Below are 13,462 nucleotides of genomic sequence, written 5' to 3'. Positions count from 1 at the left end.
AGAGTACAAATGATTTTTTGACTTCGTTTTCGTTCAGTATGTCAGTCCAGGAAAAAGAAAACAGAATTCATGGAAATTGACCCTGTTTTTATCCGTAACCGATATACTGAGCTGAATGACTGAAAAGTTCTGGTTTAACTGAGGCGAGCGTAAACATTCATGCAGGACAAGGTACAGCCTATCGTCGTTTTTCTTTAAAAGTTTATTTCCTGAATTGCTCTTTCTTGAAAAGATAGAAAATATAAATGGAAAAAATATGCCATCTTTACAGGAAATAATGAACAGTTCTTTTTTTGAAACTTTTTTGTATTTTGCATGTGTAGCTATTTTTGCACATTTAAGTTCCTATTATTATCAGACTGCAATGAACATTCCTTTCAAAAAAGAGGTCAGTATTTATTCCATCCTGGTCGGTTTTATGATTTTCACTTTTATGTTTTTAATTTCGTGGAATTTCCCTGGTGCTGTTATTGCAGGTGTATCAGGTGGAATAATTTTCACTCATCGAGCCACATAACGCTAGACCATTTTCAGAAATCAACCTGTATAAATTCGCTCATAGCATAAATTTCCATTAGACTGAAATTCAACCAGATAAAAAATACACGATTATAAGATGATGAAACTTTCGAGCCAGTTTCTCCTGCTGCTTCCTTTGGCAATGGGCATCGGCATTGCCATGACCTTTCAGACGGCGATCAATTCTCAGCTCAGAGAATATTTACACTCGCCGTTACAGGCTGCCCTTTTGTCATTTTTAGTTGGTACAATAGTGCTCGCCTTTTTTGTGTTTTTTCAGTCTGCGGCAAAACCTTCCTTACAGGAATTAAATCAGATCCCTTTGTATCTGTGGTTCGGAGGATGCCTGGGTGTCTATGCCATCAGTATCAGCATTTACACCGCACCCAGACTGGGTTTTCTGACCCTGTCAGGTCTGATTATTTTTGGACAGATCATGATGTCGATGCTGCTCGATCATTTCGGATGGCTCGGGGTCGAAAAAACACCCATCAACTGGCAACGCCTTTTAGGCAGCGTGGTGATTTTCATAGGTGTGCTTCTCACTCTGCAACGCTGATCCTTCTTTATTCTAAGCACATTTAAAACGAGTACTTCTTGTGTCAAATACGACTGCCACAACGTCCCGCTTTGAATTAAAGCAACTGTTTCATCTCATGCTGCCCATACTGGTCACTCAGTTCGCCTATGCAGGTTTTGGACTGATTGATACGATTATGGCAGGTCATATGTCTGCTGAAGACCTTGCTGCGATTGCAGTGGGTGTTGGACTGTGGATTCCCATCATGCTGCTGTTCAGCGGAATCATGATCGCGACAACACCACTGGTTGCAGAAGCCAATGGTGCGCGTACACCTGAAAAAATCCCGTCCATTGTACGCCAGTCACTTTGGGTTGCTCTGGTGCTGGGGATTATTGCCATGCTGATTTTACAGGCAATGCCGTTACTGCTTCCACTGTTTGGTGTACCCGACTCCCTGTTGCCTAAAGCCAGTCTGTTTTTACATGCAATCGGTTTTGGTATGCCGGCTGTCACTATGTATGCGGCTCTGCGGAATTATTCAGAAGCCCTGGGTTATCCACGTCCTGTGACGCTGCTCAGTCTGGTTGCCCTGGTCGTGCTGATTCCTCTGAATTTTATTTTTATGTATGGCATCGGTCCAGTTCCTCATTTAGGCAGTGCTGGCTGTGGTTTTGCAACCGCAATTTTACAGTGGTTGATGTTTATTGTTTTAGCTGTGTATGTATTCAGGGCGAAACGCTATCAGCGTACACAGCCCCTGACTCATTTTGAGAAAATCAATCCGGTTCTGATCAAACGGATTCTTAAACTGGGTCTTCCGATCGGTCTCGCCATCTTCTTTGAAGTCAGTATTTTCAGTACCGGTGCGATTGTGCTGAGTACTTTGGGTGAAGTCACCATTGCTGCTCATCAGATTGCCATTTCTGTAACTTCACAGTTGTTTATGATTCCAATGTCACTTGCGTTGGCACTGACCATTCGGGTCGGGACGTATTATGGTGAAAAGAACTGGGAAGCAATGCGAAAAGTCCAGCAGGTCGGACTCCTGACCGCAACTGTTTTTGCTTTTATCACCATGTTGCTGATGTGGCTGTTGCGCCATCAGATTGTAGCGATTTACACAACTGACTATGCTGTGACAGAGATTGCAGTGTATCTGGTGCTGTTCGCCATCGGCTATCAGCTCATGGATGCCTGGCAGGTCAGTGCCGCTGGCTGTCTGCGTGGTATGCAGGACACCAAAGGTCCAATGTGGATCACCATGCTTGCTTACTGGGTAATTGCATTCCCTGTTGGGATTTACCTGGCACGTCATACGGAAATGGGGGCATCAGGTGTCTGGACAGGACTGATTGTTGGTCTGAGTATAGCCTGTGTCTTATTAATTATCCGCTTGATCATGATGAATAAACGGGTCAGCCTGCCTGGCTGAAATCGGTAAAGTATGTGTCATGTCCGCCAGATAAAGACATGACACATGCGCTGTTTTTATTTCTGTAATTTCACCAGAGCATCTTTCAGTCCCTGAGGCACTTCCGCATCTGTTGCATCATTTTTAAGAATCACCTGCCCGACAATGACATCTGTACCATTAAACGTCATGGTGGGAGCACCATATAACTCATAGCCTTCATTCAGGGCTTTGGTCACCCTGGCACAGAAACTGACATCATCTTTTCCTGTTAAATAACGATAAATTTTCACGTATAACCCATCATTTAAACTGCTTCATCTCTGTTTATTTTAACGGAATTTATATTGTCCGTTCCTGCCCGACTGTCTGACCAGATAATTTTTCGCCACATGATCTGCAGATAAGAGTCATTAAGAAACAATCTTTTAACAATTTAAAGTAGGCAGTTGAAGCATTGTCGCCTATGATCAAAAACAGCCAGTATTCCAACAAGGCACGGGGATCCACACATGTCTAAAAGTGCAAGTACACCAGGTAAACGTTTTATGAAGCTTGCCAGTATGACAGCAAGCATTGCGACCAAAACAGTTTCAAACTCCATCCGCAACTTTAATGCCGATGAAGATCAGAAAAATGAAGCCCGCAGTAAACTGTTTCAGGACATTGGTGTACAGATTGCCGACACACTGGGGGAAATGAAAGGCGCAGTCATGAAAGTCGGTCAGATTGCATCTCAGTATAAAGATATTTTCCCGCCTGAAGTGGCAAAAGCGATTGCTAAACTACAGCGTCAGGCACCCGCGATGCCCTTTGCTGAAATTAAGCAACAGGTGGAAAAAGAACTGGGACAGCCTCTGAATAAATCCTTTGCGCATTTTGATGAACAGCCTTTTGCAGCAGCATCTATTGGACAGGTGCATAAAGCCACCCTGCATAATGGCACGCCTGTCGTGGTCAAAGTTCAGTATCCAGGTGTGGATGAAGCCTGTGAAAGTGATTTAAAACAGGTTCGACTGGCTTTGCGTTTAATGGGCGTGATTAAAGTTGATAAAAAACTTCAGGATCGCCTGTTTCATGAAATCCAGGAAAGCCTGCATGAAGAACTGAATTATGAAATTGAAGCGCAGAACCTGGAAGTATTCCGCACCTTTCACAAGGCACTGGACAGCAAAATCATTATTCCCAAAGTCTACAAAGAACATTCTTCACGGCGTGTACTGACCTTAAGCCTGGAAAAAGGTGAAAGTATTGAGACAGCGAGCAGCTGGGATTTAACAGTCCGTAATGAGATCGGTCGTCGTCTGATTCAGGCACTGGGTCAGCAGATGTTTTTCCTTAAACGTTTTCACTGCGACCCGCACCCAGGTAACTTCGCTTTCCGTGAAGATGGCAGCGTAATCATTTATGATTTTGGTGGGGTAAAAACTTTATCCAGTGACATTATCGGGCATTTTAAAACACTGGTAAATGCAGGCAGACAGCTGGATATCAGCACCATTGAAAACCAGCTGACTGAGCTGGATGCACTTGCTGAAAAAGGCAAATTTCCAGAAGAACTGTACAACGCCTGGCTGGAAGTCTTATTGCGTCCATTGACGACTCATTATGATTTTGCAGAAAACTCGGCACATCACGACGGCATGAAACTGGTGAAAAAATCACTCAAATACTGGGATGTCTTTAAGCCCTCACCAGATACCCTGATGGTGAACCGAACAATTTCAGGTCAGTACTGGAATCTGATTCATCTGAAAGTGCATGACAACCTGAATGATGTTTTTGAAGAACTGGTGCCTGTGCAGCACTGAGTTTAAAACTGAACAGGACAGCATCATGGCATCACTGTATGCTGCTCTGTTTTGAGCTAAATGCTCAATCACAGCAGACAGATATTCTGATCTGATCATTTTCCTGCATACAGATTTATTCATCGGTTCTGCAGAGAACATTCGAGCTGCTTAGTCTGTTTGTAAGAAATACATCTCTTGTGTGAAAAATATAATTGAATTTATTATAAAAATTACTCTGGCACTACAAACCCTTCAGCTTCCGTTAAGAATGTAAACCTACAATGAACTTCATGATCTCCTCCAGAGACATTTTGAAGTCAGCGTATTCTCCTCTTACCCTGGCTTCTTTTTTTATCTGTTCGCCAGCAAAATCTGAAATATATAAAAACCGACAATCAGGCACACCAGTCCCACAACCAGACTGGTAAATGCATAAAGTATGGCAACGGAAAACTGCCCCTGGCGGATCAGTTGAAAAGTTTCCAGTCCAAAACTTGAAAATGTGGTAAAGCCACCCAATATTCCTACCATAATAAACAGCCGTGTTTCATTCTGAAGTACAGGAAAACGCTGACTGAAAGCAAAAAATACACCTGCCAGAAAACAGCCCAGCAGATTGACCGACCAGGTTGTCCAAGGGAATAAACTCTGCGGTCTGACCAGCCACAGTCCTGCCCCATAACGCAGACTTGCACCAATCGCCCCACCTGCTGCAACAAGTAACCAGTTCATTCAACCTCCGGCTTTGTGTATAACTGTCATTTTATCCACAGCACTATAGCTGAAATCTGACTGTGCTTAAAATTTATGATGAATGACAATAAAAATTACGATAGTCTTTCTGCTTAAAACAGATACCAGATTGAGGAAATTATGGCTCAGGATTTACTTGCGCAGTTACAGACAGGCGAAGCAAAATTTGCAGATGTGATCAGCTATATAGAAGCCCGTTACACCCATACTCCTACTGCTTTTCAAAATGGTGCTCAGCATAATGCTGCCACTGAAAATCAGGGCAGTGCCAAAGTCTTTGCTTTTGCAAAACTGAACAGCCTGAACCCTGAGCAGACCTTAAGTCTGTTTGCAGAACATTATGCATCTGTGCTGGCAAGCCCTGAAGCCACAGACCATCAGAACATCCGTCAGTTTATCCAGAATGGCTGGGATGGTATTAAGTTTGAAAGCCCTGCTCTGACTGTAAAATAAAGAACTGATTTTCCTGACTATAGCTTTAAGCTATAGTTTTCAGGAGATACGCACCCTACATGTCCATTCATCCACAGGTTTTCCTTCCCATGCCCGGACATGTTTTACATCAATCAGTTCTTCACCTGGCTTTTCCGCAGTAAAACGGAATACCCGTTCGCCTCCACTGCCCACCACGTTTTTCTGATTACTTTTCCCCTGCTGATAAGTTTCCTGAATCTCAAACAGCTGATGCTCAGAATTTACTTTCCAGCCATATCCTGTAGATGGGTTTTCAGCCAGGGTCAGTTCGATCACCTGACCGACATCCATTTCCATTAAGGATGGGCATTTCTTTTTCAGTGTATAGACATGCGTCTGTCCATCCACAGTTGGGCTCATACTCCCACACCCTGCAAGCAGGATTGCACCTGTCATCAGAACCAGTAACTTTTTCATTCAATCGGACTCATTTACAACAGGCTTCTAGCCTTTTACTTTTTCAATCCATTGAATTGAATTTACACGAAATAATTCACATGCACCATCACCGGTGTCATCAGGTGTCAGCGAAGACGTCCACACCAGATCTTTGTCCTTGATCTCCACCAGTTCGCCTTTCAGCCGGACCAGATCGCCACGTTTTACGTTTTTAATCTGAGCTGCAACTGCAGGACTGGCAGGAATAATATGCATATTGGACACCATCTGTATTGCCTGACTGGCAGGAACAGGGAGACGGTCCATTTTCCAGTTCAGATAACGGTCATACTGATTTACGCTGATGTGACGGGCAATTTCAGGTTCAGCAAACAGTCCCCAGCTCACTGCATAATCAATCGGTGAGAACTTTGCCTGTTCATCTTCAGTATAGACTTTTGAGCCTAAAATACGAAAATCACCTTTAAATGGCTGCAGTACCGAAATAGACTGATCCTTCATGACAGGCGCTAACCCTTTAGCAATATTATCGGCTGCAGCATGACTCTGTATTGCGAGCATGGCCAGCACACTGCTGATGATGAGTTTAAATTTCATCTGTTTCACCTGTACATTCCCCAAACTGAACAGGCATGATAAAACATCTGTCTTAAGCAATTTTTAATTTACAGTAACAATATGAATGAATTCCGTCATATTTTTGTCGTCATTCTCTGTTTATTTCTGTCCATCATAAAACCATCAATAAGAGAAACACATGCTTTATAAATTTTATCAGCAGCATATTTTTCCTCATCTGCTTAATCAGGTGATGCAGACTCCAGCACTGATGGATCTGCGCCGTGAGCTGCTACTTCCTGTGCAGGGTGAAGCACTTGAGATTGGTTTTGGTACTGGGCTGAATTTACCGTTTTACCAGAATGTCGATTTAATTTATGCGCTGGAGCCAAGCACTGAAATTTATCAACTCGCGCTGGATCGTGTACACCATAATCCTTTTCAGGTGCGTCATATCCAGGCAGGTGCAGAAAAGTTGCCTTTTGCGGACAACAGCCTGGATCATATTGTCAGTACGTGGACCATGTGCAGTATTGCTGACCTGGATCAGGCGTTAAAAGAGATGTTCCGCGTTTTAAAACCTTCAGGTACTGTGCATCTGGTTGAGCATGTCCTGCACAATGAAAACCGCAAAATCCGTCAGTTACAGCATCTGCTGACACCAGTACAGAAACGCCTGGCGGATGGCTGTCATCTGAACCGCAATATTGAACAGCAGATGCTTGAACATGGATTTATCTTTACGGAAAAGCAGTACATTGCTGCCAAAGGCATCCCTGCCCCAGGTCAACTGATGTTCCTTGCCCGAGCCACCAAATCTGCTGTTAACCCAGTATGACCAGGGACTCTATCAACACCTTCTGACACTGAGGGTTTCTGTGCAAGGGCTGATAATAACCATGACGGTTCTTCACAGACTCAACACCGACCGTATAGCCTGCCAGACGGATAATCTGCCCTTTTTTCAGCTTCCGCAGTGTTTTAGCAACAAAGGCATTATCTGCGATCACATTGATATTAAAGGTGTGTTCTTTCAGCTCAGGACTGACACTGCTCAGATAACTCATATCTGCATAAATACAGCGATTTTTCTGGCTGTAGTCCAGTCCTTTCAGATAGGTCGACTGCGCATAAGGTGCTTTTAACAGCAACAGATCCACAGTGCTGATATCACTGAATTCATGATGATTACTGGTACCGGTGGATCTGAGATGTCGTGAACTTTGTCGGGCACCATATATTTTTTTCGCAGCCACAATGTAGTCACCCGAAAAATCGTCTCTTTTTTCAATCACCACACTCTGCTGTAAAGCAGGTGTTTTCATATCAGGAATGGTTCTGAAATACTTTGACCAGATCCACAAAGGCGCAATCACACACAGAATACAGACAGCCAGCTGTTTCATATTTTCAGAATATTTCTATAAAATGATAAAAATCATGACATTATTCAGTCATTAAAATCAATACGTATGGTTTCAAAACGCACCCGTCCCTCACGTATTGCCTCAGCAATTGCCTGCTGCCCCCGGGTCAGTCTCGCTCCACCACTTTTAATATCAATCAGAACCACTTCGATGTCTTCCGCTGAACCATCGCCATCTCTGAAATCTGTATAACCATCGAACACGACATAGTCGACCGGGTCACCCAGAAAGCGTGCATCGCTGGGTAAATACTGAAATTCAGGCAGTACAGGTGCAAACTGCTCTGCCATTTTTCCTTTTAAAACCGCACGACTGGTATTTACACTGCGCTTCTGAGCCTGAGCCATTGCCTGCTGGTGCTCCAGTTCAAGCTCGGCAATATACTGTTCATATTCAGCACGGATACGACCATTGCGGGTATTGCTCAGAATAATGGTGGTCAGTACAATTCCTATAGCTGCACCGATCAGCATTGCCATCCACACCGACATCAGAAACTCCCTGTGGTCAGTTCCTGAAAACTGTGATTAAAATTTAAGACTTTTGTCATGTGTCATAACCGTGTCACAAAAGAGTGATATGCTAGGGTGGTATATAATAAAACCTTACGGTGTCATGAGAACTATATTAATTGCCAATCAGAAAGGCGGTTGTGGCAAAACCATTACAGCGATCAGTTTAGCATCTGCTTTAGCACAAAAGGGATATAAGGTTGCACTTGCAGATGCAGACAATCAGAAATCTTCTCTGCAATGGTTGAAGCAACGCCCTGAAGAAGTGGCTCAGATACAGAGTCTGGACTGGCGTCATGAAAAATCCATCGGTGAAGTGCCTAAAAATATTGATTATCTGATTATTGATGCGCCAGGCGCACTCTCAGGCGAGCATGCAGAGCAGCTGGTCAGCGAAGCACATGCCATTATCACACCGTTACAGCCCTCTTTTTTCGATATAGACAGTACCCGCCGTTTCCTGAAACATTTACAGGATATCAAACGTATCCGCAAAGGAAAGGTGCAGATTCTGTTACTGGCAAACCGTGTTAAACCCAACAGCTCAAGTTCAAAAGATATTCAGGATTTTTTCAGTAAAATTGAACAGCAGCCTGTTGCCTGGATTTCTGAACGCTCTGCCTACGGTCAGCTGGCCATGCAGGGTCTGAGCATTTTTGACAAAACACAGAAGAATTTTTTAAGCATCCAGAGCCAGTGGCAACCGGTGCTGAATGCCATCGTGGATGATCCTGGTGAATGGTTCTGAAGCATTCTTTATCAGAAATCAGGAACATAATCTTTACAATACTTACTGGGTGCTCATTCTCGGACGCCTTATTTTCAGTTAAGATGGCTGAGATTTAAAAAATTAGACAGTGAATACCGTGGTGCAACAGTACGCGTCGACTTTACAGAAACTCCTCCTGTTCGGATTGCTTTTTTTCCTTCTGTTCCTGGGCTTTCATGTGCTCAAGTATTTCATTGTCCCTGTTTTATGGGCAGCAATTATTGCGTACATGACCTGGCCGCTGTACCGCTCCATTCAGCGTTTATGTAAAAATAAAGCGACGCTGAGTGCAACCCTGATGATCAGCCTGATCGTGCTGGTGATCGGTATTCCCCTGACCATGGCTATTTTCATGCTCCAGCATGAAGGTCGCAATCTGTATTATGAACTGCAGAAACAGGTTTTTTCAGGTCATCTTTCTGTTCCTGACTTTATCCGCAATTTACCGATTATTGGTAAGGAAGTCAGTCGTACCTTACGTGAAATCAACCACGATCCAAACAGTATCATTCAGTCTGTGTCGCTGTGGATTCAGAGCCACCTGAATTACGGAAAAGTCCTGTTTAACGAAGTCACTAAAAACATTGTCAAACTGTGTTTTGCAGTCATGTCCCTGTTTTTCTTTTACCGTGATGGACAGACCATTTTAAATCAGGTCAGTAAAGCACTTGAAATGGTAGTTGGTCCACGCGTACATCACTATCTTTCCACCATTTCAGACACTACACGTGCTGTGGTCTATGGTGTGGGACTGACCGCGGTGGCTCAGGCTTTCCTGGCCGGAATCAGCTATTTTGTTGCCGGTGTACCTAACCCGATGGTGCTGACCATTGTCACCTTCCTTTTTGCACTGATTCCTTTCGGTCCTCCAGTTGCCTATACCGCCGTGTCACTGTGGCTGTTTTCACAGGGACAGACCATCGAAGCCATTGGCGTGATGATCTGGGGTGTCTGTATTGTCAGTACCGCAGACAATGTTATCCGTCCTTTGGTCATTTCAGGCGCAACCAAAATTCCGTTCCTGCTGATCATGTTCGGTGTGCTGGGAGGACTTGCAAGTTTTGGTCTGGTGGGACTGTTTATTGGTCCGGTCATTCTGGCAGTTCTGCTCGCCATCTGGCGTGAATGGCTGCATGAAACCAATGAGCAGGAAGCACTGTTAATGCCTAAAGCCACACTGGTTTATGACATTACCGACGAGACTGATCAGAACAGTTGATCCTGATCAGGTTAAAAAAGTCATACACAGCTCTGCCAGATAGAGCTTGTACTGATCGCATACCTTTGTTTGAATGAAAATATTCTTCATAAAACAGGATATAAGCGATGTCCATTCAGAATGCAGTTGGAGCTGTACTGCTCAGCTCCATTTTCGCTGCGGGTTGTGCATCAACCGGCAGTACCTCTGGCAGTCAGTCTGCTGCTTCAAAAACCGTAGATATTCATGAAGTCAGTGCTCAGGGTGTCGGGCAAAAAATCGGAACCGTTGAGTTTAAAGACAGCCTGGCTGGACTCGCCATTACGACAAAGCTCTCTGAGTTACCGCCAGGACCACATGGCTTCCATATCCATGAAAAAGGCTCATGTGAAGCTGCTGAAAAAGATGGAAAAATGACTGCTGCGCTTGCTGCTGGTGGACATTTCAACCCTGAACAAAGAGCAAATCATGGCAACCCGCTTGCAGGACATAAAGGTGATCTTCCCGTACTGAATGTAGATGCTTCAGGACATGCCAATACCCGATTACTGGCACCAAGACTGAAAGTTGCAGATATTGAAGGTCTGGCTGTCATGGTGCATGCCGGTGGAGACAATTATTCTGATACACCTGCACCACTGGGTGGTGGCGGAGCGCGTATTGCCTGCGGTGTCATTCAATAACTGACAGTATTGTGGATAAGTTCAGACTTATACACATTCCATCCCGTTTCAATTCTGAAAAATGCAGATGAAAATCTGCATTTTTTACAGCCACAGATGACGATCAGCATCTGATTGAAAATCATGGATTTCAAAAAAATACTAAAATTAATTTCAGTCCAGACCCGAAATGTTAAAATAAACTTTATTTCATACCAGTCTGCGACCTTGTGAATACCGCCCATAGCATCTTTAAAAGCTTTCAGAACAGTTTTCTGCTGATGTATTGCTTACAGATTTTTATTGTTCTGTCAGGGACAACACTGGGCTTATATTTCACAGGTTTTGAAGCGTTAATTGTACCTGTGACACTGGGCGCGATTGCCACGGCGCTGACTGATTTTGATGACCGGCTCAGTATCCGCTTGCGTAATCTGCTGTACGTCTGTGTGCTGTTCTTTGCAGTCAGCAGTATTCTTGATTTTTTACATCCCTACAAATTTTTATTTATTCTGTATTTAGCCCTGTCCAGTGCAGTACTCATGCTCATGGGCGCACTGGGACAACGCTACGCCACGATCTCATTCGGCACAGTGTTACTGTCCATCTATACCATGTTTGGACTGGGTGAATACAGCGAGTGGTATCTGCAACCCAGCTACTTCGTACTGGGCGCATTATGGTATGGACTGAGCTCCATTATTTTTTATTTGCTGAAACCCACTCAGGCTGTTCAGGACAATTTAGCACAGAGTTTTCTGGCACTGGCTGACGTACTGAACCGTAAAGCCACCCTGTTTGACCCTGACAACACTGATAATATTGAAACGCTGCTGTACGATCTTTCCCTTAAAAATTCAGCTGTAGTCCAGCAACTGAATCTGACCAAAGCATCCCTGCTGACCCGGTTAAAAGCATCCCGTGCCAATAAACACACTATTTACTGGCTGAATCTGTATTTCCTGGCTCAGGACATCCATGAACAGGCGACGTCCAACTATCTGCATTATGAAAAAATTCATGAAAACTTCAGCCGTACTGATTTGATTTATCGTGTGCAGAAAAATGTCCGTTTACTGGCTCAAAACTGCCAGCAGCTGGCGGTGTGTGTCGTACAGCAACAGCATTTTCAGTTCAGTCAGGAGCATGAACAGGTCCTGCATAACCTGGAAGCATCCATGAACGCATGGATTGCAGAAAACCCACAGAATCTGGAAGTTCATAATTTATTACTGGTGCTGAACAATTTACACAACGTGCAGGTTCAGTTTAAAAATCTGAGCATTGAACAGGAACAGTACCAGCAGAGCTACAGCCGACATCAGCATGATCTGAATTTACTGGATGATGATATTCACGGTGTGCAGGATTTATGGCTCAAAATCAGCCAGCATCTGACCCCTGCCTCGGCTTTATTCCGTCATTCCGTCAGAATTGCATTTGTATTTACTGTAGGCTATGCCATTTCCCTGCTGCCCTTCGCTAAAAATGGCTACTGGATTTTACTGACCAGTTTATTTGTCTGTCAGACCAGTTATTTTGCTACCAAAAGTCGCCTCAAACTGAGAACTTTCGGTACTGTCCTGGGCGTACTGCTGGGGATTCCTGTGCTGTATTTTGTCCCTGGTGTAGAGGGGCAGCTTGTACTGACTATTGTGTTTGGCGTGTATTTCTTCTATTTGCGCTCAAAAAAATACGCCATGGCAACACTCATGGCAACCCTGATGGTTCTGCTGATTTTCAATTTAAAAGGTGCAGGCTATGCCGTCATACTACCCCGTATTATTGACACATTAATCGGATGTGGAATCGCCTGGTTTGCTGTCAGCTTTATCTGGCCCGACTGGAATTTCCGTAATATTTCCAACAATATTTTAAAAAGTACTCAGGCAACTTTAGATTATTTCGATGCCATTGTGCAGCAGTATCAGCATGGTCGGGATAACAGTATGCAGTACCGCAAAGCCCGTCGTTTTGCACATAATGCGCAGATTGAACTCTCCAGCATGATTTCCAGTTTAAGTACTGAACCCAGTCCCAATAAAGATTTAATTCATTACTCTTTCCGTTACCTGGTCTACAGTCACAGCCAGCTGAGCTATATTTCCGCGCTGGGCAGCCATCGTGAACAGGTCACTGATCCTCAGATTCTGGACTTACTGCTCTGGTGTAAAAACACACTCTCGGATGTGTTATTACAGCAGCATGCACTGGATGAAACCCTGATAGAAAATCAGTTAAAGGAAATTCAGCAGCGGAGTACGCAGCCTGATCTGTCTCCAGATCTGCGCTTAACCTTAAAACAGATCAGCCTGATTCTGGAAACTCTGCCTGAACTGATCAAACTGAGAAAAAATCTGCTCGACATGGAAATTTTATAAGATACAAACCACTCATTTATCTAAGTTTTTAATTTATTTAATTTTTGTATAAATTGATCACAGGATAGGCTAAACTCGAGATT

At 43.9% G+C, this 13,462-nt stretch carries 15 protein-coding genes; 9 read left to right on the top strand and 6 right to left on the bottom strand.

Annotation, left to right across the window (positions count from 1 at the left end; genetic code table 11):
• The first annotated feature begins 616 nt into the window (after positions 1-616).
• Together CDG61_RS02270 and CDG61_RS02265 are read left to right on the top strand one after the other, a co-directional pair.
• Positions 617-1,078: a DMT family transporter gene (locus CDG61_RS02270; RefSeq protein WP_087512865.1), complete on the top strand. Its 462-nt coding sequence runs from the start codon at positions 617-619 to the stop codon at positions 1,076-1,078.
• Positions 1,079-1,175: 97 nt separating this feature from the next.
• The gene (locus tag CDG61_RS02265) at positions 1,176-2,474 is read left to right on the top strand and encodes an MATE family efflux transporter (RefSeq protein WP_087549905.1); all 1,299 of its coding nucleotides are present in this window, start codon (positions 1,176-1,178) and stop codon (positions 2,472-2,474) included.
• Between the two features lie 56 nt (positions 2,475-2,530).
• On the opposite strand, the gene CDG61_RS02260 is transcribed toward CDG61_RS02265, so the two are convergent.
• On the bottom strand, positions 2,531-2,746 hold the full coding sequence (locus tag CDG61_RS02260) for a DUF1737 domain-containing protein (RefSeq protein WP_087549904.1): 216 nt from the start codon (positions 2,744-2,746) through the stop codon (positions 2,531-2,533).
• A 219-nt stretch (positions 2,747-2,965) separates the two neighbouring features.
• Here CDG61_RS02260 and CDG61_RS02255 point away from each other — a divergent pair, with 219 nt between their 5' ends.
• Positions 2,966-4,264: an ABC1 kinase family protein gene (locus tag CDG61_RS02255; RefSeq protein WP_087549903.1), complete on the top strand. Its 1,299-nt coding sequence runs from the start codon at positions 2,966-2,968 to the stop codon at positions 4,262-4,264.
• 333 nt (positions 4,265-4,597) lie between these two features.
• Here CDG61_RS02255 and crcB read toward each other — a convergent pair whose 3' ends face one another.
• On the bottom strand, positions 4,598-4,978 hold the full coding sequence (crcB, locus tag CDG61_RS02250) for a fluoride efflux transporter CrcB (RefSeq protein ID WP_087549902.1): 381 nt from the start codon (positions 4,976-4,978) through the stop codon (positions 4,598-4,600).
• A 141-nt stretch (positions 4,979-5,119) separates the two neighbouring features.
• Between crcB and CDG61_RS02245 the strand changes: the two genes are divergently transcribed.
• The gene (locus tag CDG61_RS02245) at positions 5,120-5,452 is read left to right on the top strand and encodes a HopJ type III effector protein (RefSeq protein ID WP_087549901.1); all 333 of its coding nucleotides are present in this window, start codon (positions 5,120-5,122) and stop codon (positions 5,450-5,452) included.
• Between the two features lie 39 nt (positions 5,453-5,491).
• Here CDG61_RS02245 and CDG61_RS02240 read toward each other — a convergent pair whose 3' ends face one another.
• Both CDG61_RS02240 and CDG61_RS02235 read right to left on the bottom strand, forming a co-directional pair.
• Positions 5,492-5,890: a protease inhibitor I42 family protein gene (locus CDG61_RS02240; protein ID WP_228199603.1), complete on the bottom strand. Its 399-nt coding sequence runs from the start codon at positions 5,888-5,890 to the stop codon at positions 5,492-5,494.
• A gap of 27 nt (positions 5,891-5,917) precedes the next feature.
• The gene (locus CDG61_RS02235; protein ID WP_416240705.1) at positions 5,918-6,433 is read right to left on the bottom strand and encodes a hypothetical protein; all 516 of its coding nucleotides are present in this window, start codon (positions 6,431-6,433) and stop codon (positions 5,918-5,920) included.
• Between the two features lie 196 nt (positions 6,434-6,629).
• Here CDG61_RS02235 and CDG61_RS02230 point away from each other — a divergent pair, with 196 nt between their 5' ends.
• On the top strand, positions 6,630-7,268 hold the full coding sequence (locus tag CDG61_RS02230) for a class I SAM-dependent methyltransferase (RefSeq protein ID WP_087549899.1): 639 nt from the start codon (positions 6,630-6,632) through the stop codon (positions 7,266-7,268).
• Here the strand turns inward: CDG61_RS02230 and CDG61_RS02225 are convergent.
• Together CDG61_RS02225 and CDG61_RS02220 are read right to left on the bottom strand one after the other, a co-directional pair.
• Complete coding sequence (locus CDG61_RS02225) at positions 7,255-7,836, bottom strand: hypothetical protein (protein ID WP_087549898.1); 582 nt, start codon at positions 7,834-7,836, stop codon at positions 7,255-7,257. The two genes, CDG61_RS02230 and CDG61_RS02225, sit on opposite strands and share 14 nt — an antisense overlap.
• Positions 7,837-7,880: 44 nt before the next feature.
• Positions 7,881-8,348: a Holliday junction resolvase-like protein gene (locus CDG61_RS02220; protein WP_087512874.1), complete on the bottom strand. Its 468-nt coding sequence runs from the start codon at positions 8,346-8,348 to the stop codon at positions 7,881-7,883.
• A 124-nt stretch (positions 8,349-8,472) separates the two neighbouring features.
• Between CDG61_RS02220 and CDG61_RS02215 the strand changes: the two genes are divergently transcribed.
• From CDG61_RS02215 to yccS, 4 genes are all read left to right on the top strand, one after another.
• Positions 8,473-9,117, top strand: a complete 645-nt coding sequence (locus CDG61_RS02215) for a ParA family protein (RefSeq protein WP_087512875.1) — start codon at positions 8,473-8,475, stop codon at positions 9,115-9,117.
• Between the two features lie 121 nt (positions 9,118-9,238).
• Positions 9,239-10,357: an AI-2E family transporter gene (locus CDG61_RS02210; protein ID WP_171405568.1), complete on the top strand. Its 1,119-nt coding sequence runs from the start codon at positions 9,239-9,241 to the stop codon at positions 10,355-10,357.
• Positions 10,358-10,464: 107 nt separating this feature from the next.
• Entirely contained in the window at positions 10,465-11,019 is a 555-nt protein-coding gene (gene sodC, locus CDG61_RS02205; RefSeq protein ID WP_087549896.1) for a superoxide dismutase family protein, read from the top strand.
• A 209-nt stretch (positions 11,020-11,228) separates the two neighbouring features.
• Positions 11,229-13,379 carry a YccS family putative transporter gene (gene yccS / locus CDG61_RS02195; RefSeq protein ID WP_416240696.1) on the top strand — a complete coding sequence of 717 codons (2,151 nt, stop codon included), beginning with the start codon at positions 11,229-11,231 and terminating at the stop codon, positions 13,377-13,379.
• Positions 13,380-13,462 lie beyond the last annotated feature (83 nt).

Source organism: Acinetobacter sp. WCHAc010052 (assembly GCF_002165295.2).
In the GTDB taxonomy this organism is placed as follows: domain Bacteria; phylum Pseudomonadota; class Gammaproteobacteria; order Pseudomonadales; family Moraxellaceae; genus Acinetobacter; species Acinetobacter chinensis.
This window is presented reverse-complemented; position numbering and strand designations above follow the sequence as displayed.

Excerpts from the sequence above, each read along its gene's own strand:
- CDG61_RS02230 (WP_087549899.1), top strand. The coding sequence starts at position 6,630 with ATGCTTTATAAATTTTATCAGCAGCATATTTTTCCTCATCTGCTTAAT.
- CDG61_RS02225 (WP_087549898.1), bottom strand. The coding sequence starts at position 7,836 with ATGAAACAGCTGGCTGTCTGTATTCTGTGTGTGATTGCGCCTTTGTGG.
- sodC (WP_087549896.1), top strand. The coding sequence starts at position 10,465 with ATGTCCATTCAGAATGCAGTTGGAGCTGTACTGCTCAGCTCCATTTTC.
- CDG61_RS02255 (WP_087549903.1), top strand. The coding sequence starts at position 2,966 with ATGTCTAAAAGTGCAAGTACACCAGGTAAACGTTTTATGAAGCTTGCC.
- CDG61_RS02220 (WP_087512874.1), bottom strand. The coding sequence starts at position 8,348 with ATGTCGGTGTGGATGGCAATGCTGATCGGTGCAGCTATAGGAATTGTA.
- CDG61_RS02235 (WP_416240705.1), bottom strand. The coding sequence starts at position 6,433 with ATGCTCGCAATACAGAGTCATGCTGCAGCCGATAATATTGCTAAAGGG.
- CDG61_RS02245 (WP_087549901.1), top strand. The coding sequence starts at position 5,120 with ATGGCTCAGGATTTACTTGCGCAGTTACAGACAGGCGAAGCAAAATTT.
- CDG61_RS02270 (WP_087512865.1), top strand. The coding sequence starts at position 617 with ATGATGAAACTTTCGAGCCAGTTTCTCCTGCTGCTTCCTTTGGCAATG.
- crcB (WP_087549902.1), bottom strand. The coding sequence starts at position 4,978 with ATGAACTGGTTACTTGTTGCAGCAGGTGGGGCGATTGGTGCAAGTCTG.
- CDG61_RS02215 (WP_087512875.1), top strand. The coding sequence starts at position 8,473 with ATGAGAACTATATTAATTGCCAATCAGAAAGGCGGTTGTGGCAAAACC.
- CDG61_RS02265 (WP_087549905.1), top strand. The coding sequence starts at position 1,176 with ATGCTGCCCATACTGGTCACTCAGTTCGCCTATGCAGGTTTTGGACTG.
- CDG61_RS02240 (WP_228199603.1), bottom strand. The coding sequence starts at position 5,890 with ATGAAAAAGTTACTGGTTCTGATGACAGGTGCAATCCTGCTTGCAGGG.